Source organism: Abyssibacter sp. (assembly GCF_964229365.1).
Classification (GTDB): Bacteria; Pseudomonadota; Gammaproteobacteria; order Nevskiales; family OUC007; genus Abyssibacter.
In genome coordinates this window covers 48125-69998 of sequence record NZ_CAXRDQ010000006.1, presented here as the reverse complement: position 1 = coordinate 69998, position 21874 = coordinate 48125, and the positions used below count along the sequence as shown (strand labels likewise).

Here is a 21874-nt window from a genome sequence, read left to right as displayed (position 1 = left end):
CGCTCGGGGGAGCGCCGCCTCTCGTTTCTACACACCTTCGGGCAGCTCGCGTTTCCAGAAGCGCATGGGCTTGTCGGTCGTCGCGTCGCTGCCGATGTCCGGCCAGCCGAAGTGGCAGCGCAGGTCCATTGGCAGGTAGCCACGGTTTTCCCAGAAGCGCTCGTTCCCGAAATAGTGTCGCGGCCGGGCGGGGTGGTCGTTTGGCCGTTCCACCGCGCAGAACGTGCAGTACCGCAAGCCCAGACTGAGTGCATGCGATTCCCGTTCGGCGAAAAAGCCGACCCCGAGGCCCAGCCCGCGATACTCCGGTAATACGACGGACTCGCCAAAGTAGAGCCACTCCGTCAGTGACAAGCCGGCCTGGATAAACGGCGCCTGCATGTCGGGGTCCGCGTCGGCCAGGGGCAGGGCGGTGGAGGCGCCGACAATCTGCTGACCGGCCCAAGCCACCAGGATGAGGCTCTGCGGGCACTGGAAGTACGTCGTCAGGTAGTTGCGCTCATAGGCCTCACTACCGTCGTACAGGTAGGGCCACTCGCGAAAGACCTCAATGCGCAGCCGGGCCAGCGTGTCGGCGTGAGCGGACGCTGCCTGCCCGGAAAGGGTCTTGATGACGGGTGGTTCGATCACGGCCTGACTCGGTGATTGATGTTCGGCCACCATGGTATGTCCGTCCAAGCCGGTGGCACATGGATGAGCAGCCTGGCGGTCTCGCTCTGGTGGAACCGCTTTGCGATACCCTGAGCATGAACCTGTGTTGTTGACCGTCATGCGTGTACTGCTGTTGGGTGTTCTGCTGTTGCCGAGCCTGGCCTGGGCCGAGGCCATTTTCTGCGAATCGATGATCGATGTGCGCCGGGGCAGGGCGGTGAGCAACGTGCTGATCACCGTCGCAGATGGCGAGATCGCGTCCGTCGAGCCAGGGGCGGAGCCGGGCGATGCGCGGACGCTGGAGGGTCTGACCTGCTTGCCCGGCCTGACCGACATGCACACGCATCTGACCGGCGAGTTCGGACCGGACACCTATCTCAAGGAATTCCACGTGGATGCGGCGGACATCGCCCTGGAGTCGGCCGTCTACGCCGAGCGCACGTTGCTGGCCGGCTTCACGACGGTGCGCGACCTGGGTGACAGCTACAACGTTTCGGTAGCGCTGAAGCGGGCAATCCAGTCCGGGCTGGTCGACGGCCCGCGCATTTTTACCGCGGCCAAGTCGCTCGCGACCACGGGTGGTCATGCTGATCCCACCAACGGCATGCGCGCTGACCTGCAGGGCGATCCGGGACCGAAGCAAGGGGTGATCAATGGGGTGGCGGATGCGCGCCAAGCCGTTCGCCAGCGTTACAAGGACGGCGCGGATCTGATCAAGATCACCGCGACCGGTGGTGTGTTGTTGGTGGCGTCCAGCGGCCAGAATGCCCAGTTCACCGAGGATGAGATCGCGGCCATCGTCGATACCGCCAGGGACTACGGGTTTCATGTCGCCGCCCATGCGCATGGCGCCGAAGGCATGAAGCGGGCAATCCGTGCCGGGGTGACCACCATCGAACACGGCACCTACATGGACGAAGAGGCGATCGATCTGTTCAAGCGCTTCGGCGCCTGGTACGTGCCGACGATCATCGCCGGCAAATGGGTGGAGGAGAAATCGCATATCGACGGCTTTTTCCCTGACGTCGTCCGTCCCAAGGCGGCCGCCATTGGCCCGAAGATCCAGGACACGTTTGCCCGGGCCTACAAGGCGGGCGTGAAGATTGTGTTCGGGACCGATTCCGGCGTGTCAGCTCATGGCGATAACGCCTGGGAATTTGTCTACATGGTGGCCGCCGGCATGCCCCCGGCCGATGCGATCCGTTCGGCCACGGTCAGCCCGGCGATCGTGCTCGGGCAGGAAGATCGACTGGGTGCGCTGGAGCAGGGGATGGTCGCGGACATCATCGCCGTGCCGGGCAATCCGCTCAGTGATGTCGGCGTGTTGCGCGATGTGCGATTCGTGATGAAGGACGGCGTCATTTACAAAGCGCCGACACCGGCTGCGCCGTCCGCCAAAGCGACCAAGAACACGTCGACTCCGAACGCCGCCGGGTAGACGCCCGCGCTGAGTTCACGGACAATGTTGCGGCGCACAACGGTGCTTTGAGCCGCAGAGGCCGCGAGCAAGACCCGCGTGCCTCGTGGCAAGTCCGGCGCAAGGCCGGGTCACGCACTACCGCGCTGACGTTCCCTGACGGGGCGCATCTCAACCCGAAATTCAAGGGTGTCCGGCCGGTTGATCGGTCGTCGTGGGCACCTCGCTGTTGTGTCAACGGAGCCCATTTTGCTGAACATCACGCCGACCGAACTCAAGACCAACCTGCTCAGCGGGCTCACCGTCGCGCTGGCCATGGTGCCCGAGGCCATTGCCTTCGCGCTGATCGCGCAGGTCTCGCCGCTAACCGGTCTCTATGCCGCGTTCATCGTGGCTTTGATCACGTCCGCGTTCGGTGGGCGGCCGGGCATGATCTCCGGCGCGACTGGCGCGCTGGCCGTGGTGATGGTGGCACTGGTCGTCGAGCATGGCGTGCAGTATTTGTTCGCCACGGTCGTGCTGATGGGGATCCTGCAGTTGCTGGCGGCCATTCTGCGCCTGGGTAAGTTCATCCGCATGGTGCCGCATCCGGTGATGCTGGGCTTCGTGAATGGGCTGGCGATCGTGATTTTCCTGGCGCAGTTTCAGCACTTCAAGGTCGCCACGCCTGCTGGCGGCACGAGCTGGATGGCGCCGGGGCCGGTCGCGTTGATGGCCGGCCTGATCGCACTGACCATGGCGATCATCTACCTGCTGCCGAAACTCACCAAGGCGGTGCCGGCCACCCTGGTGGCGATCGTCGCGACCTCGGTACTGGTCATCGGGTTTGGCGTGGACACCAAGACCGTGGGCGATCTCGGCTCGATCAAGGGCGGCCTGCCGGCGTTCTCCATCCCGATGGTGCCGATCAATCTTGAAACGCTGAAGATCATCTTCCCCTATGCGCTGATTCTCGCTTTCATCGGGCTGATCGAATCGCTGCTGACACTCACCCTGATTGATGCGATGACCGACACCCGTGGTCGCGCCAATCGTGAATGCGCCGCCCAGGGTGCAGCCAACGTGGTCACCGGCTTCTTCGGCGGCATGGGCGGTTGCGCGATGATCGGGCAGAGCATGATCAACGTGAACAACGGTGCGCTGCATCGCTTGTCTGGCATCGCCACCGCGCTGTTCCTGTTGTCCTTCATCCTGTTTGGCTCGGCGCTGATCGAGCGGATTCCGCTGGCCGCGTTGATCGGCGTGATGTTCGTCGTCGCCGAGAAGACCTTTGAGTGGGGCAGCTTCCGCCTGTTCGGCAAGGTGCCCCGCGCCGACGTGTTCATCGGCTTGCTGGTGGCAGGCGTCACGGTGATAGCCGATCTGGCGATTGCAGTCGTGGCCGGTGTGATCGTCTCGGCGCTGGTCTTCGCCTGGGAGCACGCCAAGCAGGTGCGGCTGACATCCAGCATCGCGCCCAACGGCCGGAAGATCTATGACGTGCAGGGCTCGTTGTTCTTCGCATCGGTGACCGACTTTCAGCAGCAGTTCTCGCCCGCTGATGACCCGGATGAGGTGGAGATCGACTTTCGCGGCGCCAAGCTCATGGACCACTCGGCCATCGAGGCGGTGAACGCGCTGGCCGAGCGGTATGACCGCGCCGGCAAGCGACTCACGCTGCGGCACCTGAGCCCGGACTGCGTGCAGCTGCTCGACAAGGCCCAGAAGATGATCGAGGTCGATTACAAGGAAGACCCGCGCTATCGCGTGGCGGACGACGCGCTGGCCTGATCGGCCACGTGATCGTCGACTGCATCGGTGATACTGCGCCGGATCACAGCGATACGGAGCGCCGGGACATGAGCGAATACGTCGACTACTTGAACGAGGTCTTCGCCGAGTTCGGGCCGATTGCTGCGCGGCGCATGTTCGGCGGCCATGGCATCTACCACGCCGGGCTGATGTTCGGTCTCGTGGCCGACGATACGCTTTATCTAAAGGTCGACGACCTCAGCAGGCCGGCATTCGAAGCGCGTGACCTGCCGGCTTTTGAGTTCCCACAGCGAGGGCGCATCGTGCGCATGTCGTATCACCTCGCACCGGAGGAGATTCACGACGATCCGGCACTCGCGGCCGATTGGGCGCGTCGGGCATTCGAGGCCGCGTTGCGCAGCGCTCAGCGTTGATCGGCCCCGGTCCGGGGCCGACCAGCAGTCAGTTGATGGATTAGCTCGGGCGACCGGCGCGCTTGCGCTCGTGTTCCTTCAGGTAACGCTTGCGCAGGCGCACGCTCTCGGGCGTGACCTCGACCAGTTCGTCATCGTTGATCCACTCGAGCGCCTGTTCCAGCGATAGCTTCATCGCCGGGGTGAGGATGATGTTCTCATCGGTGCCGGATGCGCGGACGTTGGTGAGCTGCTTGCCCTTGAGCGGGTTCACGACCAGGTCGTTGTCGCGGCTGTGCTCGCCGACGATCTGGCCTTCGTAAATGGTTTCGCCGGGGCCGATCATCATCCGGCCGCGTTCCTGCAGGTTGAACAGCGAGTAGCCCAGCGACTTGCCGTCGCCATTGGAGATCATCGCGCCCTTGTGCCGCTGGCCCACGCCCTGCGCGCTGGCCTCGTCAAAGGATTCGAAGACGTGGTAGATCAGTCCGGTGCCGCTGGTCATCGACAGGAAGTCGGTCTGAAAGCCGATCAGCCCGCGCGCCGGCATGCGGAATTCCAGGCGCACGCGGCCGGTGGCATCCGGGGTCATGTTCTGCATGCTGGCGCCGCGTTCCTGCAGGGCCTGGATCACCGCGCCCTGGTGTTCGGATTCCACATCCGCCGTCACCTGCTCCCAGGGCTCCAGCGTCTTGCCGTCGGCCTGGCGGGTGATTACCTGCGGGCGTGACACCGCCAGCTCATAGCCCTCGCGGCGCATGTTCTCGATCAGAATCCCGAGATGCAGCTGACCACGGCCGGACACCTTGAATTTGTCCGGATCGTTCATCTGTTCGACGCGCAGCGCCACGTTGTGCTTGAGCTCGCGGTCCAGCCGGTCCCTGATCTGACGGCTGGTGACGAACTTGCCCTCGCGGCCCGCCAGCGGGCTCTTGTTGACCTCGAAGGTCATGCTCATCGTCGGCTCGTCCACGGCCAGCGCCGGCAGTGCCTCCGGCTTTTCGGGGTCGCAAAGCGTGTCGGAGATGTCCAGCGTTTCCAGCCCGCTGAAGGCGATGATGTCGCCGGCTGAGGCCTGGTCCGATTCCACGCGCTCCAGCCCCAGATAGGTCATCACCTGGAGCACGCGGCCGCGGCGCGTCTTGCCGTCGCGGTCGACGACCACGACCGGCTTGCTCGGGCCGATGGAGCCGCGCTGGATGCGGCCAATGCCGATGATGCCCACGTAGCTGTCGTAGTCCAGCGTCGTCACGCGCATCTGGAACGGACCGTCGGCGTCGACATCCGGCGGCGAGACCTTGTCCATGATGGTCTGGAACAGCGGCGTCATGTCGCCGTCGCGGACGCTGTCGTCCTCGCTGGCGTAGCCGTTAAGCGCGCTGGCGTAAACGATCGGGAAGTCCAGCTGCTCGTCGGTGGCGCCCAGCGAGTCGAACAGATCAAAGACCTGGTCGATAACCCAGTCGGGGCGTGCGCCGGGTCGGTCGATCTTGGTGACCACGACGATGGGCTTGAGGCCCAGCGCGAAGGCCTTTTGCGTGACGACGCGCGTCTGCGGCATCGGGCCGTCGACGGCATCGACCAGCAGCAGCACCGAATCCACCATGGACAGCACGCGCTCCACCTCGCCGCCGAAGTCGGCGTGTCCTGGCGTGTCGACGATGTTGATGCGGTTGTCGTTCCACCGGATCGCGGTGTTCTTCGACAGGATCGTGATCCCGCGTTCGCGCTCCAGATCGTTGGAATCCATGACCCGCTCGCGCTGTTCACCGCGCTCGGCAAGGGTGCCGGACTGGCGCAGAAGCTGATCGACCAGCGTGGTCTTGCCGTGATCGACGTGAGCAATGATGGCGATATTTCGCAGATTGGCGACGGACATGGGATGGGTGCTGCAGGAGATAAAGGCGCGCAATTCTATCGATGTCGCAAGACTTGCGTACGATTTTTGTTGCGATGCGGCATTCGATGGTGGTGTCGCCATCGCGGCTTGCGCCACGCTAAGGTAGCGCTCCGAATTCGCAGCGAGGCCTGACATGCGCCGACTCATCTTCATCCTGGCACTGGCAACCGCCACCACCGCCAACGCCGGTTGGGCCGACTGGCTGGAAGGCTTGCTTGGCGGTGAGTCGGAGGATGCGCCCAGTGCCGCCGCACCGCTGACCGCCGATGCCGCGGCAAAGGGCATCCGCGAGGCACTGGCCGAGGGCACACGCACGGCGGTGAATACGCTGGGGCGCACCAATGGTTTCTGGGAGAACGACCAGGCACGGATTCCGCTGCCGCGCGGCGTGGAGCGCCTGGGCGAGACGCTGACCAAGCTCGGCGCCGGGGATCTGGTCGACGAGTTTCATCTGACCCTGAACCGCGCGGCGGAACAGGCCGTGCCGGAGGCCGCGGATCTGCTGGCCGATGCGGTGCGCCAGATGAGCGTGGCCGATGCGCTGGAGATCGTGCAGGGCGCAGACGATGCCGCCACGCAATACTTTCGCGCGAATGCTGGTGACACGCTGTACCAGAAACTGCACCCGCTGGTGATCGATGCCACGCAGAAGGTTGGCGTCACCCAGGACTACAAGGCGCTGGTGAAGAAGGCGGGTCCGCTGATGGCCATGGCCGGCCAGGACGTGCCTGATCTCGATGACTACATCACCTCGCAGGCGCTGGATTCGCTGTTCAAGGAAGTCGCCGCCGAGGAGAAGCGGATTCGCGACAATCCGGCCCAGCGCACCACCGAGATTCTGCGCGAAGTCTTCGGTTCCAGCTGAGCCGGGTCGCGATGCGGTTGCTGCGCCAAAAGCTGGCTGACTACGCCGCGCTGATGCGGCTGGATCGGCCCATCGGGGTTTGGCTGTTGCTATGGCCGACGCTGTGGGCTCTGTGGATTGCGGCCGACGGTCCGCCGGACCGCAGCATCCTGCTGATCTTCGTGCTCGGCGTGGTGCTGATGCGCTCCGCGGGCTGCGTGATCAACGACGTCTCCGATCACGATATCGATCCGCATGTCCAGCGGACGGCTGACCGCCCGATCGCGGCAGGCCGCGTGCGCCGCTGGGAAGGCGTCGCGTTGTTCATGCTGCTGGCCACGATAGCCTTCGCGCTGGTGTTGCAGACCAACTGGCTGACCATCGCGCTGTCGGTGCCGGCGGTGCTCATCGCCGCCTCGTATCCGCTCGCCAAGCGCTGGCATTCCATGCCGCAGGCGCATTTGGGCATCGCGTTCTCCTGGGGCATTCCCATGGCGTTCGCCGCGCAAACCGGCACGGTGGCCTGGGTCGCCTGGGGTGTGTTCCTCGCTAATGTTCTATGGACCATTGCCTACGACACGTTCTATGCGATGGCAGACCGCGAGGAAGACCTGGCCATCGGCGTGCAATCCTCTGCGATCCTGTTCGGGCGAGGGGACCGGGTGATCACCGCGCTGCTCCAGTTCACCACCTTGTGGGTGCTGTTCATGCTCGGGCTGTCGCTAGACTACGGACTCTGGTTCAACGCCGGGCTGGGCGTCGCCGCAGCCCTGGCCTTGTATCAGCAATGGCAGATCCGCCATCGTGACCCCGCCGCCTGCTTCGCGGCGTTTCTGGACAATCACCGCTTCGGTGCGGTGATTTTTGTCGGATTGCTGTTGGAGACCTGGCCGCAAGCCGTCGTGGTTTGAGGCCGTGACCGTGCAATTCCGTCGGCGCTTCCCTAAGCTGAGCGGCGTTCCCATCGCCTGACTGCATCGAATCCCGCATCGAATGTCCTCGTCTCGTCGCCCATCCACCTGGCTTGTTGCGCTGCTGCTGATCGTGGCGTGGACACGCGTGATGGCGGGCGTTCCCGAATCCGTGGCGCATGTCGACGGCGGGCAGATGACGCATGAGGAAGTGCGCGATCACCTGATGACGGTGAGCGTCGATCACGACGCCGACAGCGATTCCGAACACCACCACCATCTCCACCTGTGCAGTGGTGGTGTGGCGATCCCGTCCGAGATGTCGCTGAATTTGACGGTGGCGCATGGTGAGGGCACCACCGAGTGCCTGCAATATGCGCCTATCCATCGCAGCCGCACGCAGTTGAGGCCGCCAATCACCTGAGTTCTCCCCCAACCGGACCGGTGCCGTCGCGCACCGACTGATTCACTTCCGGGAGAACATCATGTTCCCAATCTTGCTCAAGGGCGGCGCCGTGCTGGCGTTGTCCCTGGTCGCTGCACAGGCAGCGGCCGAACCGCAACGCATTCCGGCGACCCTGCCGGGCGTGCTGCAATGGACCTTGCAACACCATCCCGAACTGCGACGCATGGACGCCGTGCGCCAGGCGCAGTCCGGCTATGCCGACACCGCCGAATTCGGTCCCCCGTTAACCCTGCAAACCGAGGTGGAGAACGTCGCCGGCAACGGCGAGTTCGCCGGAGCCGACCGGCTGGAAACCACGATCAGCCTCGCCGGTGTGCTGGAGTGGGGTGGCAAGCCGATGCTCCGCCGCACCGAGGCGCTGTCGCGGGCCGAGGTCGAGCGCGTGGAACTGGATCAGCAGCGTCGTGACCTGTTGGCTGACGCCGCCACCCGCTTTGTCGAACTCGCCCGCGCCGAGGCCGACGCACGGCTGCTTCGCGATGCTGTCGTCGTCGCGGAGCAGACCGCGGAGGCCAGCGATCAGCGGCAGCGCGCCGGTGCGGCCTCGGCGGCGGATGCCCAGCGCGCATCGCTGGCGCTGGCGGCCGCGCGGCTGCGGGCCAGCCAGGCGCAAACCCGCCGCCGTGGCGCCGCGCAGGCGCTTGCCATTGTCGTCGGAACACCGAATCGCGGCGTCACCACAACGCGGATGGACTGGACCCGCCTGCCAGCGCCGCCTGCGCGGTCGCGGTTGCTGGAATCGGCCCGTCACGCGCCGCTGGTGCGACTGGCCACAGCCGATCGTGATCTGGCCCTGGCCAGGGTTCGGCTTGCGGCCAGTCAGGCGCGTGGAGACCTGCAATGGTCCGTGGGGGTGCGCGACGACCGGGGCAGCGGTGATCAGGCGCTGGTGCTGGGCCTGGGCTTGCCGCTGGGCAGCGCCCGCCGTTCTGCGCCGGCACAGGCAAGCGCTCAGGCGCAGGCTGAGGCTACGCACTGGGCGCAGCAAACGGCCCGGCTCAGTGCCCAGGCGCTGGTCACGACCGCCTGGGCCGAGCTGGATGCCTTGCACCAGGCTTTCGAGCAGATTCGGGATGCGCTGGAACCGCAGTCCGAAGCTGTCCTCCGCGCGACCGCCGAAGGCTACCGCCAGGGGCGATACAGCCTGCTCGAACTGACCACGGCACAACAGGAACGGCTGGCATGGCAGCAACGCCGCATCGCAGTCGCAACCGAATATCACCAGACACGCATCGAGCTGGAGCGCCTGCTGGGTCGCTCGCTGGATCAGGAGATCGCAGGATGAAATCACAGTTCCCGATAGCCACACTGGCACTGGCTCTACTGCTGGCCCACGCCCCGACAGGGCTTGCCGGTGGTAACCACGCCCATGACGAACCGCACGGGCAGGAGGCCGAGCGCGAAGGTGAGCACGGCCATGGGCATGGCCACGAAGCAGGACATGGCGATGCCCATGAGGGCTCGGTGCACATGTCTGCCGACATGGCCCAGGCGCTGGGGGTGCGGACCGCGCTTGCAGGCCCTGGCGCGTTGCGCATGACCCGCAGCCTCACCGGTCGCGTACACACCGATCCATCGCGCGTGTCCCGCGTGCGGCCGCGTTATGCCGGAGTCATCGAGACGGTAGACGCCAAGCTCTGGACCCAGGTCGACGCCGGCCAGGTGCTGGCGCGGGTGCAAAGCAACGACAGCCTGCAAAGCTACCCGCTGAAGGCCCCGATTGGTGGCTGGGTTGTCAGCCGCCAGGCGCAGGTCGGCGAGGTGACCGGCAACGAGCCGCTGTTCGTGATCGCGGATCTGTCCGAGCTGTGGGTGGAGTTCGATGTGTTTGACCACGATCTGGATGTGGTGCGTGTCGGGCAGCCGGTGCGCATCCTCGGTCTGCACGACAACGCCGTGGGGCAGGGCGTGATCGACCAGCTCTCGCCGCTCGCGATTCATGCTGCCCAATCGGTGCGCGCGCGGGTGATCGTGCCCAATCCGCAAGGCGCGCTGCGCCCTGGTCAGTACGTGCGTGGCGAGTTGCTGGTCGAGTCCCGCCAGGCACCGGTGCTGGTGCCGCGGTCCGCCATCCAGCAGATGGACGGGCAGGCGGTCGTGTTCGAGCAGGTGGGCGACGGCTTCGAGCCTCGATCCGTCGAGCTGGGTGCCGGCAATGCCGAGGTGGTGGAAGTGCTGGACGGTTTGCAGCCGGGGGCGCGCTACGTCACCGGCAACAGCTACCTGATGAAGGCGGACCTCGAAAAGTCCGGCGCCAGCCACCAACACTGAGGACGCTCCCATGCTGGAATCCATGATTCGGTTCGCGATCGCGAACCGCGTACTCGTGCTGTTTGCCGCGGTGCTGGTGGCCGCCCTGGGTGTGTACAACGCTCAGCGCCTGAACATCGACGCCGTGCCCGACATCACCACCGTGCAGGTGCAGATCAACACCGCCGTACCGGGCTACTCTCCGCTGGAAGCCGAGCAGCGCGTGACCTTCCCGGTGGAAACCGCGATGGCCGGCCTGCCGCGGCTGGACTACACCCGCTCGCTGTCACGCTACGGCCTGTCGCAGGTGACGGTGGTGTTCGAGGACGGCACCGACATCTACTTTGCCCGTCAGCTGGTGGCCGAGCGGCTGGCCGGTTTACGCAACGAACTGCCGGCAGCCATCTCGCCCGCGATGGGGCCGATTGCTACCGGCCTCGGCGAGATCTTCATGTACACGGTCGGTGCCGAGCCAGGCAGTGCCTGGACACCGACCGACCTGCGCACCGTGCAGGACTGGATCGTGCGGCCACAGTTGCAGCAGACCGACGGCATCGTCGAGGTCAACACCATCGGCGGCTTCGAGAAGACGTACCTTGTCGCGCCCTGGCCGGATCGCCTACTGGCCTACGACCTGACCGTAGATGACGTGATGTCGGCGCTGGCCCGCAACAACAGCAACGTGGGTGCCGGCTACATCGAACGGTTTGGCGTGCAGTACCTGATCCGGTCGCCGGGACAGGTGCAGACCCTGGACGACATTCGCGCCATTGTCGTCGCCAAGCGCGATGGCGTGCCGATCCGGCTGGACGAGCTGGCCGAGGTCGCGATGTCGCAACACCTGCGCAGCGGTGCCGCTACCCAGAACGGACAGGAAGTGGTGCTGGGCACGACCTTCATGCTGATCGGCGCCAACAGCCGCCGGGTGGCGCAGGCGGTGTCCGAGCGCCTGACCGAGGTCGAGGCTTCATTGCCCGACGGTGTCACGCTAAACCCGGTCTACAACCGGGTTGATCTGGTCGACAAGACCATCGCCACGGTCGAGAAGAACCTGGTCGAAGGCGCCTTGCTGGTCATTGCGGTGCTGTTCGCGCTGCTGGGCAATCTGCGGGCCGCGCTGATCACCGCATTGGTGATCCCGTTGTCCATGCTCATGACCATCAGCGGCATGGTCGCCACCCGCACCTCGGGCAACCTGATGAGCCTGGGCGCGCTGGACTTCGGGCTGATTGTTGATGGCGCCGTGATCATCGTCGAAAACGGCCTGCGCCGGCTCAGCGAAGCCCAGCGGGCGGCGGGCCGCGCGCTACCGCTGCGCGAACGGCTGGAACTGGTGCGCAGCGCCACGGCCGAGGTGATCCGCCCCAGCGTGTTCGCCGTGACCATCATCCTGATCGTCTACCTTCCGGTGTTCGCGCTCGGTGGCATCGAGGGCAAGATGTTCCATCCCATGGCCTTGACCGTGGTCATGGCCCTGCTCGCCGCTCTGGTGCTGTCCGTAAGCTTCGTGCCCGCTGCGCTCGCGGTGCTGATGCGGGGCCGGGTGGCGGAGCGCGACCCCGCGGTGCTGCGCGGCCTGCGCCGGCTCTACCGGCCGCTGCTGCTGGCCGCGCTGCGCTGGCGTGTGGCAGTCGTCAGCGCTGCGGTGGTGCTGGTCGTCGTGGCGGCCTGGGGCGGCACACGCATGGGGGCCGAATTCATTCCCAGCCTGGACGAAGGCGATATCGCCATGCATGCCCTGCGCATACCGGGCACGAGCCTGGCGCAGGCGGTGGCGATGCAGCAGGTGCTGGAGAATGCCGTTGGCCAGCTGCCCGAGGTCGAGCGCGTGTTTTCCAAGATCGGCACCGGCGAGGTCGCCAGCGACCCGATGCCGCCGGCCGTCGCCGATACCTTCCTGATCCTCAAGCCGCGACAGGACTGGCCCGACCCCGGCAAGCCGCGCGCCGTGCTGCTGGACGAGCTGGCCGATCTGGCCCGCGCGGTGCCCGGCAACAACTACGAGTTCACCCAGCCCATCGAAATGCGGTTCAACGAACTCATCGCCGGCGTGCGTGCCGACGTTGCCGTGAAGGTCTATGGAGATGATCTCGACACCCTGGTCGGCCTGGCCGAGCAGATCGAAGGCGTGGTCCGCGGGTTGCCCGGTGCGCGCGATGTGCGTACCGAGCAAGTCACCGGCCTGCCGATGATTCAGGTCGTGCCCGACCGCGCGCAACTCGCCCGCTATGGGCTGGATGTCGCCAGCGTGCAGCAGGTGGTGCAGGTGGCCATGGGGGGCACGGCGGTGGGTCAGGTCTACGAGGGTGATCGGCGGTTTGATCTGGTCGTGCGCCTGCCCGATGCGCTGCGCAATGATCCCGCTGCCCTGCGTGATCTGCCCGTTCCGCTGCCGGCCGACGACGCCATGGTCGCCGGCGATGCCGATGCGCTAGGCGTGGCCCACGCTCCGCCGCTGCACGTGCCGCTGGGCGCGGTGGCCCGTGTCGAGACCATCACCGGCCCCAACCAGATCAGTCGCGAAAACGGCAAGCGCCGGGTGTTCGTTACGGCCAACGTGCGGGGACAGGACCTGGGCAGCTTTGTCGAAGCGGCCCGAGCCGCGATTCGCGAACAGGTGGATCTGCCCGCAGGTTACTGGCTGGACTTCGGTGGCAGCTTCGAGCAACTCATCTCCGCCAGCAGACGCTTGTCGTTAATCGTTCCGCTCACGCTGCTGCTGATTCTCGCGCTGCTCTACGCGGCCTTTGGCAGCGGGCGCGATGCGCTGATCGTGTTCACCGGCGTGCCGCTGGCACTCACCGGCGGGCTGGCGGCGCTGGCACTGCGCGGCATGCCGCTGTCCATCTCGGCCGGGGTCGGTTTCATCGCGCTGTCGGGCATCGCCGTGCTCAACGGCGTGGTGATGCTGTCCTTTATCCGCGATCGCTTGTCGCAGGGCGTGGATCTTGAGCCAGCCATCATCGACGGCGCGCTGATCCGCCTACGCCCCGTGCTCATGACCGCGCTCGTCGCCTCGCTGGGCTTCGTGCCCATGGCCTTCAACGTGGGTACCGGCTCCGAAGTGCAGCGACCGCTGGCAACGGTGGTGATCGGCGGAATCGTGTCATCGACGCTGCTGACGCTGCTCGTACTACCGGCCTTGTATCGGATGTTCGGTCGCAAGGTGGCTGGATAAACCGGGTGAGTGGCGGCCCCGCCGGCGCGCGGGGCCGCTTGTTCGTGCTGAGTGCGTCGCCTTTGCCGACAGGCGAACCCGATGGAGCCGGTCGTTATGGCTCGACAACGTTCGTTAGCGTGCGGTCGTCAGCGACGAAAGAAACGGCGTTATTTGACGTATTGAACCAATCAAGCGGTGTATTAGTGCCGTTATGGCTCAGATATCCGACATCAACAGTCGGCTGTTCGGGACGATCTCGTTCGCCTAGGCCGCGCACTTTACGCGCCATCGAGAGCGGCTTGGATCCCGTCAACATCGGCATTGTGGCCTCGGCCATGATGATGCTTGATCTTGGCTCGTTGACGGCGTTGATCCAACAACAGACACCGCAGCTACTCAGCAGCACGCGTTCGCGCGTTTCGGCCGGCAAGACGCGGCCAGACTACGATGACTTCTGAAGCCTTGTCTGGCGCTGGCACCGTGGGCGGGCCACAACCCTCCTTTCCAAACCGTCCGTGAAAACGGGGTAGAACCCTGCCGAACCTTGTTGGCGCTATCCAGCACGAAGCAAGCCCGCGCGCAAAGCCCGCGGAGAGGCTCGGTGTCGATACCGACGCCGTAATCACGGCCAAAGCGCGTATCGCCCATCGTGGAGAGCGCGAACAGGTTCTTGATCGAGTGATCAGCGCAAAAGCGTTGCATCGCAAACGGCAGGTCTGCAGAGATCATCAGCAATGCATGTTTCGGGTGTGATCGTGCGAACAATTCGCATGCGCGGACCGAATCGGCACAGATGGGCGTGTCAATTGACGGAAAGATGTTGAGCAGCTTGATGCGGTGCCGGTAGTCGTCCAGGCCCACTTGACGTAGCTCGGGCATGGCGAACCCACCGTCAGCGCTGGCATCCTCAGGCCGCCGGGAAAATACCAGGGAGAACTCCGGGGCGGAGTCATCGATTACAGGCGGCCGACCAGCTAGCGCCAGCGGCTGGCCCTGAAGAGTGACGGTACGTGCGGAAGTGGCACTGCTGTTCATGCGCGATTCCGCGGACAGTTGAGTGTTCATTAGAAGTTACTACGCGAACATCGTAAAGCATGGAATGTTCGGGCGCGCGACGGGCCGGGCAGGCAGTCAGCTTGCCAAGGGTCACCTGAATCCGCTGTGATGGTGGATTGCAACGGATAACAATCAAAGGGGCATGCGGGTGAGTGAATCCAATACCGCAATGAATCAGAAAGGGTTTCTGGGGTTTGTCGAACGGATTGGCAATGGTCTGCCAGACCCGGTCTTCATCTTTTTCTATCTCATCCTGGCGCTGATCGGGATCTCGGTGGTCTGCGCGCTGGTCGGTGTCACGGCCATGCATCCGACCCAGACGCTGGCGGATGGTTCACCGCTGTTGCTGCAAGCCCAGAGTCTGCTATCGGCCGAGAACATCCAGCGGCTCTGGACGCAGATGCCGGCCACGTTCACGCACTTCCACCCCTTGGGCTATGTGCTGGTAGTGATGCTGGGCGCTGGCGTGGCCGAGCGGTCGGGGTTGTTCGCGAGCGGGATTCGGCAAGCAGTTCGCAATGCCCCCAAGGGCCTGCTGACGCCGGTCGTGGCCATCGTCGCGATGCTGTCCAACCATGCAGCTGATGCTGGCTACGTGGTGATGATTCCGCTGGCTGCGATCATTTTCGCGGCCGCCGGGCGCCACCCCATGGCAGGCATCGCAGCCGCGTTCGCCGGCGTGTCCGGGGGCTTTTCCGCGAATATCTCGCCGGGTCAGCTGGATGCGCTGCTATTCGGGATTACCGAAGCGGCGATGGATGCCTCGCAAATCGATTCCGGCTGGAGCATGAATATCGCCGGCAACTGGTACTTCATTTCGGCGTTGCTGGTGATTTATCTGCCCGTGATCTGGTATGTGACCGATCGCGTCATCGAGCCGCGGCTGGGCACATGGACGCCCTCGGGCGATCAGGCCGCAGCCTTTGGCGATGAGAGCGCACCGCTGACCGATGCCGAGCGCAAGGGTCTGCGTTGGGCCGGGTTTGCGATTGTGGGCGTCTGCCTGCTCTGGGCGCTGATGACCTTCGGGCCGGGCACGCCCTTGCTCAACGACGGGGAGGGCACCGACGGCCAGCCCTGGTACGTGACGGCCACGCCGTTCTTTCGCTCGCTGGTGGCCGGGTTTTTCGTGATCTTCCTCGCCGCGGGTTGGGCTTACGGGGCCGCCGCCGGCACCATCAAGACGCACCGCGATCTGGTGGCGATGATGGCCGAGGCGATGAAGGACATGGGCTACTACCTGGTGCTGGCCTTCGCCGCCGCCCATTTCGTCGCCATGTTCAACTGGTCGAACCTGGGCTTGATCACCGCGGTGCATGGCGCCGGCGCTATCGAGAATAGTGGCTTGCCGTTACCGATCGCGCTGGGGCTGATCGTGTTGTTCGCGGCCTTTCTGAATCTGTTTGTGGGCTCGGCCAGTGCCAAGTGGGCGCTGCTGGCTCCCGTACTGGTGCCGATGCTGCTGTTGCTGGGTATCAGCCCCGAAGGGGCAACCGCGACTTACCGTGTCGGGGATGCCGCCACCAACATCATTTCGCCGTTGATGGTGTATTTCCCGCTGGTGCTGATTTTCGCTCAGCGCTGGCAAAAGGACTTCGGCATCGGCTCGCTGACCGCGATGATGATCCCGTACTCTATCTGGATGCTGCTCACCGGCGTTGCGCTGGTGATGCTATGGATTCTGCTGGGTCTGCCGCTGGGGCCGGGGGCGCCGATCGGGTTCGATCTCGGGGCGATCGCGAACTAGGCGGACCCTGATCTTCAATCGAAAGAACCGGGCGACCGCTCCGCGCCGCCGCCCGGTTGGTTTGCGCTAGTCCTCGACCCAGAAGTTCAGCACCTCGAAATGCTGGCCGGAGCGGTGGTCGTCGTAGAGATACGCGAACAGGCCCCAGTTGTAGTTCTCGCCGGCATCGAAGGCGGCCTCGCTGATGTTGCCGACCGCGCCCTGGTAGAGGGTCTGGTCGCCATGGGTGACCTCCAGCGAGCCGGTGGTGCCGTAGCCCACCGAGAAGCCTCCGACGACATAGCCGCCGAGACCACCTGTGGCCCGCACATCCAGCCCATAGACCGTGCTGTAGTCGTTGCCCGAGCCGGTGGTTGTGAACTCCTCAATGGTGGCCACGGTTTGTCCCTGGCCCTCGCCGACCGACACCACGGATGACTCTAGCCCGTCGTAGCGGTTCAGCAGGCCTAACTTGTCGGAGGCTGTCGGATAGCTGGACGGATCGCCTTCCGTGTGCCCGAACACATCGCTGCCGATCTGAAGAAAGTCCTCGTCGACGATCTGGTTGTAGTAATCCAGCGTGACCAGCGTGGTGATCGGCTCGCGTGGCAGGTTGATGGTGACGACCTCGCCGACCAGCGTCGGATCCACATGCGATAGCACGGTGTACTCGTACACATCGATAGGCATGACGGTGAGCACGACGGAGTCTTCGATCGCCCCGGTTTCGTAGGTCAGCGTCTTCGTCAGCGAGTATCCGCTGATGTCCCAGCTGCTGGTCGTGCGCTCGATGCTGGCGGTCATCTCGAAGCTGTTCTGCGTGACCGGGTCGCCCGCGCCGAAGCCTGCGAACAGTCGGCCGGTGGCGGTCGTACCATCGGTGCGCGTCGTGTTGTCATTGACGCCCTGGCCGTAGGCAGTCCGGCACGAGGAGCTGAGGTTTTGACCCAGGTCGGTGGCGCAGGGTGCACCCGCGAGCGCAGCGATGATGATCGGCTGCGTGAAGACCAGTTGGTGACTGCCCTCGCTGAACTGGATCGCGAACGAGCCGTCATCCAGTTCGGCATCGGGCAGCAGCACCTGTGGGTAATAGCTGTCCTGCGCGCCGATGCTGCTGCGCTTGTCGGTGTCGATCTGCTGGATCAGGCTCCAACCGTTGATCTGGTCGTGCCCCCAGACCTGGATTTGCTGCGTCTGTCTGGTGCTTGTGCCCTGACGCTGCGAGTAGAGGACGATGTTGTCACGGCCGTCGAGGGTGACGTCGCCGGCAGCCACCGCATTCATGCGCCAGTTGAAGTTGAAACTGTCGCTCCGGTTGTAGCCGAACCAGTGAATGCCCGGAATGGTGGCAAACCCCGTCTCGATATCGTTGTCATCGTCATACAGCACCAGGGTGCCTGGAGTGCTGCGCTGGGATTGATAAAGCCGCTGGTTGACCAGGATCTCGGCCGCGCCGTCGCCGTCCACATCCGCAGTGGTCAATGCCACGTGGTTCATTGCCTGCTGGGTGCCGGAATCTTCCGAGTAGCGCTCGCCATCTGGCGGTAGCTCCGTGTTGTCGAGCAGCACCGGAGTCGATGTTTTCGCCAGCAGGGTGAAGCTGCGCTTGGCATCGTCCAGCACCTGGACGGCATGACGGAAACTGCTCATTGGCGCGGAGCTGTTGATGCCGCCAATCTGGTTCATGCCGGCTAGCACGACCTCGTCGATGCTGTCGCCATCAACATCGCCCAGGGCAACATTGCCGTAGACCGCCTCGCGGCGGCCGGAACCGGGGTCGAAGCTGATCCGGCTGGAGGCCAGTTCGGCGAAATTGTTTTCGGCATCGTCAAACAGGTAATAGCGATGCTCGGCGCCGGACAGGTTGTTGTTGGTCGACGTCAGGGTGCCGGCGTTGGTGACGACGGCCAGCTCGTAGGCGTTGTCGTAGTCCAGGTTTCCGGAGGCGAGCACGAGTTGCGCGATGTTGAAGTTGTCCGCGGAAAAATTCACGGACAGGCCGTTGAACGCGAAGTTGCCACCCGTGTTCTCCAGCATCTTGATGCTTGCATTGCCGGTGGCGGACACCAGCCCCAGGACCAGATCGATCTGTCCGTCGGCGTCATAGTCGCCCGCTGTGACGAACAGGGCATCGTAGGTTCCGTTGTCCACGCTTACCGGGGTGCTGAGCGCGTAGCTTTCGTCCGCGTCCTGCTGGATCACCAGCTGCACGTCACCGCTGTCCTGGTAGACGATGGCGATTTCTTCCAGTCCGTCGCCGTCGAAATCGCCGGCCACGGCGTTGCGCTTGGCGCCGAGGCTGGTCCAGGGCGTGTTCGCCAGCGGCTCGTCATTGATCACTTCCCATGTGTAGCGGTTGTTGCTGCCGGGCACGAGATTGGTCAGCGTCATGGCGTTCTGCGTGCCGGAGTTGTCGGCTACGTCGGAGTCTTCCAGCGGCACCCCGAACAGCATCACTTCGGAGTACTGGTTGACCATCATGCCGCCGCCCATGGGAGCGTAGTCGTCTTCCGGCAGGGCATCGCCGTCGTTGTCGACGCGGGCGGTGTAGCTGGTGTTGATGCCGAGGTCGTCCAGCACCTCGGCCACGCTGTTGTTGTCGCCCGGCGTACCGCCGCCGCCCCCGCCGGTTCCCGGACCCGGGTCTTCGCCGCCGCCACCCCCGCCACCGCAGGCGGTCATGGTGAGGGCGAACAGGGTGACGACAGTCCAGCGTGTCGTCCGTGATAGTGGGTTGATCCGATCCATTGCTTCACTCCGTTGAAAATCCCTGGGCGGAACACGGATCGAAGGCCGATCGGGTGTTCCTAGGAGTGGTAGCAGGAAGACGGCGGGGTTTTGCCCAGCGAAACCGAAAAAATGTCAGTGGGTGCCAGCGGATTGCGCCGCGACGGTTTCGTCGACCAGTGCCTGTGCGCGTTCGGCCAGCCAGTGGCCGGCGGGCAGGGCGGCTGCGCACACCGCCAAGGCCTGGCGCGCTGCGGTCTCCGCCGCGGGGAGCCGCGATAGTCCGATCAGCGTGCGGGCCTGGGCGATGCGGGCGGTCGCGAGGTGCGGATAGTCGTCGGGCACCGTGGCGGCATAGATGGCCAGTGCCTCGTCCACCAGTGACTGCGCCTCGTCGAAACGTGCCCGTTCGTTGAGCAGATTGACCAGCCCGACGATCAGGTAAGCGGTGTGCTGGTGCTCGGCGCCACGCACACGGCGCGCATGTTCCACGGCGTCGCGCAGGTACCGCTCGGCGTCGTCCAGCCGCTCCATTTTCTGGTAGAGCTGGCCGAGGCTGTTCAGCGTCAGATTGTGCTGCGGATAGTCGGGTCCGAGCATGTCGGTCTCGATGGCGGCAACCTTGAGAAACAGCGGCTCCGCCTCGACAAAGCGTTCGAGCTGAACCAGAACGCTGGCCAGGTCATGCAGGCTGGTCAGCGAGTTCGTGTGACGTTCGCCATGGTGGTCGAGGTCCCATTCCAGTGAGCGGCGGAAAAACTGCTCGGCCTCGGTCAGGCGGTCCTGGATTTGCAGGCTTTGCGCGAGGCTGTGGAGCAGGTTCGAGTAGTAGTCATCGTCGGTGGCGCCGGATTGTTCCAGGATGGTCAGCGCCTCGCGCCCGAGCGCATCCGATGCCACGTAATCGCCGGCGCTGAACCGGACATAGCCCAGTTCGCTGAGACTGTAGGCCACGGGGATGGACACATCGCCAAAGGTCTGGCGTCGCAGGTTCAGCGCCCGCTCGTGGATGAGGGCGGCTTCATCCAGCTGGCCGAGGTCTAGCAGCGCCTCACCGAGGCCGGACAGGCTGCGACCCAAGCCCGCAGGATCATCCAGATCCTCGTGCAGCGCCACCGCATCGCGGAATTGGGTCGCGGCGGCTTGGTAGAGGCCCAGGTACGCGTAGACCGTGCCGATACTGCGCCGTAGCTCGGCGCGAATGCGCGGTTGGTCGCTCAGGTGTTCGTCCAGTTGGGTGGCGCCGGTGTCGAGGATCTCGCGTGCTGATATGTCCTCGCCTTGCGACTCGTTAGGGTTGGCCTGGCGGAACAGGTCGATCAGGAAATCGGTGACGGCCTGGGCGCGGCTCGCCTCGAAGCGTGCCTCGTCGCGTTCCGCGGTGAGGGTCTTGTTGTGGTAGCCGGCCGCCACGAGCGCGCCGATGAACAGCGTGACGGCAAGCCCGACCGCAGCGGTGTGGCGGTGCAGGAATTTTCGAGCCGGGTACCACCAGCCGCCAGCACGTGCCTGCAACGGCTGGCCGGAGAGATAGCGGTCGATGTCTTCGGACAGGGCAAGCACGCTGGCGTAGCGCTGCTCCGGTTCCGGGTTCATGGCCTTGAGCACCAGGGCATCGAGTTCCGCCGGCAGCGCCTCGCCGGCATCGGAGCCGCGGGATGCGACGCTGGGTCGGATTGGGCCGGTCTCGACGACCAGCCGTTCGACCTCGGCCGGCCGCAGCCCGGCCAGTTCGTAGGGGCGCTGGCCGCTGAGCAGCTTGTAGAGCAGTACACCCAGCGCATACACGTCGCTGACGGTGGTGACCGGCTCGCCCAGAATCTGCTCAGGGCTGGCGTAGTCCGGGGTCAGGCGTTGCACGGTCTGCTCGGCGGTATCGGGCGTGTCGCTGATGAGCTTGGCAATGCCAAAGTCCAGCAGTTTCGGGTCGCCCTGAGCGTCGACCAGGATGTTGCCGGGTTTCAGGTCGCGGTGGACGACCAGATTGCGGTGGGCGTAGGCGACCGCGGCGCAGACCTTCTTGAACAGCCGCAGCGTTGCGTCGACGGGCAGGTGATGGGCCGTGCAATAAGCATCGATGGGCTCACCGACGACGTATTCCATCACCAGATAGGCGGCCCCATCCTCGGTGGTTCCGCCGTCCAGCAAATGGGCGATAAACGGGTGCTGCATGCCTGCCAGAATCTGACGCTCGGCGCGGAACCGCGCCTGGGCGTCAGCCGCGAGGGTCTGGGTGCCGACCAGCTTGATCGCCACCTGCTGCTCGAACTGTGCATCCACGCGTTCGGCCAGAAACACCGCTCCCATGCCCCCGGTCGCGATGCGTCGGGTGATGCGATAGGCGCCGAGCCTGCGGTCAATCCACGGGTCGTCCAGTTCCTCGCCAAAGGTTTCCAGCGCGCGGCCGATGGGCTGGCGTAGGCGCTGATCGTCCGCGGCATCCGCAGCGATGAGTCTTCGCACCTGGGCTGCGGCTTCCGGGTCGCGGACGGCGAGTGCGTCGAGGTACGGCGGCCGCTGCTCGGGCACCAGCTCCAGGGCCTGGGCGAAGGCCGCCTCGATTCGTTGCCAGAGCTCGGGGGTCATAACAGGCTTAGCCGAATTCGGCTCCGATTGTGCCCA

General features: G+C 64.9%; 15 protein-coding genes. 10 read left to right on the top strand and 5 right to left on the bottom strand.

Translation table 11 applies throughout. The features are described from left to right. Positions 1-27 precede the first annotated feature (27 nt). Positions 28-663 (bottom strand): GNAT family N-acetyltransferase, encoded by a 636-nt coding sequence (locus ACE1EY_RS01210; protein ID WP_370299252.1) that lies wholly within the window; start codon positions 661-663, stop codon positions 28-30. 91 nt (positions 664-754) lie between these two features. Here ACE1EY_RS01210 and ACE1EY_RS01205 point away from each other — a divergent pair, with 91 nt between their 5' ends. The 3 genes from ACE1EY_RS01205 (at position 755) to ACE1EY_RS01195 (ending at position 4233) form a co-directional block, all read left to right on the top strand. Further along, entirely contained in the window at positions 755-2089 is a 1335-nt protein-coding gene (locus tag ACE1EY_RS01205; RefSeq protein WP_370299251.1) for an amidohydrolase family protein, read from the top strand. 228 nt (positions 2090-2317) lie between these two features. Continuing rightward, entirely contained in the window at positions 2318-3838 is a 1521-nt protein-coding gene (locus ACE1EY_RS01200) for a SulP family inorganic anion transporter (protein WP_370299250.1), read from the top strand. Between the two features lie 68 nt (positions 3839-3906). Further along, positions 3907-4233, top strand: a complete 327-nt coding sequence (locus ACE1EY_RS01195; protein ID WP_370299249.1) for a TfoX/Sxy family protein — start codon at positions 3907-3909, stop codon at positions 4231-4233. 40 nt (positions 4234-4273) lie between these two features. Here ACE1EY_RS01195 and typA read toward each other — a convergent pair whose 3' ends face one another. Beyond that, positions 4274-6091, bottom strand: coding sequence for a translational GTPase TypA (typA, locus tag ACE1EY_RS01190; RefSeq protein WP_370299248.1), 1818 nt, complete (start codon positions 6089-6091; stop codon positions 4274-4276). Positions 6092-6245: 154 nt separating this feature from the next. On the opposite strand from typA, the gene ACE1EY_RS01185 reads away from it, so the two are divergent. The 6 genes from ACE1EY_RS01185 to ACE1EY_RS01160 all read left to right on the top strand — a co-directional run bounded on the left by ACE1EY_RS01185 (position 6246) and on the right by ACE1EY_RS01160 (position 13761). Next, complete coding sequence (locus ACE1EY_RS01185) at positions 6246-6977, top strand: DUF4197 domain-containing protein (RefSeq protein ID WP_370299247.1); 732 nt, start codon at positions 6246-6248, stop codon at positions 6975-6977. A gap of 20 nt (positions 6978-6997) precedes the next feature. Next, the gene (gene ubiA, locus ACE1EY_RS01180; RefSeq protein WP_370299255.1) at positions 6998-7867 is read left to right on the top strand and encodes a 4-hydroxybenzoate octaprenyltransferase; all 870 of its coding nucleotides are present in this window, start codon (positions 6998-7000) and stop codon (positions 7865-7867) included. An 82-nt stretch (positions 7868-7949) separates the two neighbouring features. Then, on the top strand, positions 7950-8291 hold the full coding sequence (locus ACE1EY_RS01175) for a hypothetical protein (protein WP_370299246.1): 342 nt from the start codon (positions 7950-7952) through the stop codon (positions 8289-8291). Between the two features lie 61 nt (positions 8292-8352). Further along, complete coding sequence (locus tag ACE1EY_RS01170; protein WP_370299245.1) at positions 8353-9618, top strand: TolC family protein; 1266 nt, start codon at positions 8353-8355, stop codon at positions 9616-9618. Next, on the top strand, positions 9615-10604 hold the full coding sequence (locus ACE1EY_RS01165) for an efflux RND transporter periplasmic adaptor subunit (RefSeq protein WP_370299244.1): 990 nt from the start codon (positions 9615-9617) through the stop codon (positions 10602-10604). Before ACE1EY_RS01170 ends, ACE1EY_RS01165 begins: the two co-directional genes overlap by 4 nt. Positions 10605-10614: 10 nt before the next feature. Next, positions 10615-13761 (top strand): efflux RND transporter permease subunit, encoded by a 3147-nt coding sequence (locus ACE1EY_RS01160; protein ID WP_370299243.1) that lies wholly within the window; start codon positions 10615-10617, stop codon positions 13759-13761. A gap of 378 nt (positions 13762-14139) precedes the next feature. Here the strand turns inward: ACE1EY_RS01160 and tpx are convergent, their stop codons facing one another. Next, on the bottom strand, positions 14140-14778 hold the full coding sequence (gene tpx, locus ACE1EY_RS01155) for a thiol peroxidase (RefSeq protein WP_370299241.1): 639 nt from the start codon (positions 14776-14778) through the stop codon (positions 14140-14142). Positions 14779-14947: 169 nt separating this feature from the next. Between tpx and ACE1EY_RS01150 the strand changes: the two genes are divergently transcribed. After that, entirely contained in the window at positions 14948-16546 is a 1599-nt protein-coding gene (locus tag ACE1EY_RS01150) for an AbgT family transporter (RefSeq protein ID WP_291513300.1), read from the top strand. 66 nt (positions 16547-16612) lie between these two features. On the opposite strand, the gene ACE1EY_RS01145 is transcribed toward ACE1EY_RS01150, so the two are convergent. Both ACE1EY_RS01145 and ACE1EY_RS01140 read right to left on the bottom strand, forming a co-directional pair. Continuing rightward, positions 16613-19273 carry a VCBS repeat-containing protein gene (locus ACE1EY_RS01145; protein WP_291513301.1) on the bottom strand — a complete coding sequence of 887 codons (2661 nt, stop codon included), beginning with the start codon at positions 19271-19273 and terminating at the stop codon, positions 16613-16615. 114 nt (positions 19274-19387) lie between these two features. Beyond that, entirely contained in the window at positions 19388-21838 is a 2451-nt protein-coding gene (locus tag ACE1EY_RS01140) for a tetratricopeptide repeat protein (protein WP_370299240.1), read from the bottom strand. Positions 21839-21874 lie beyond the last annotated feature (36 nt).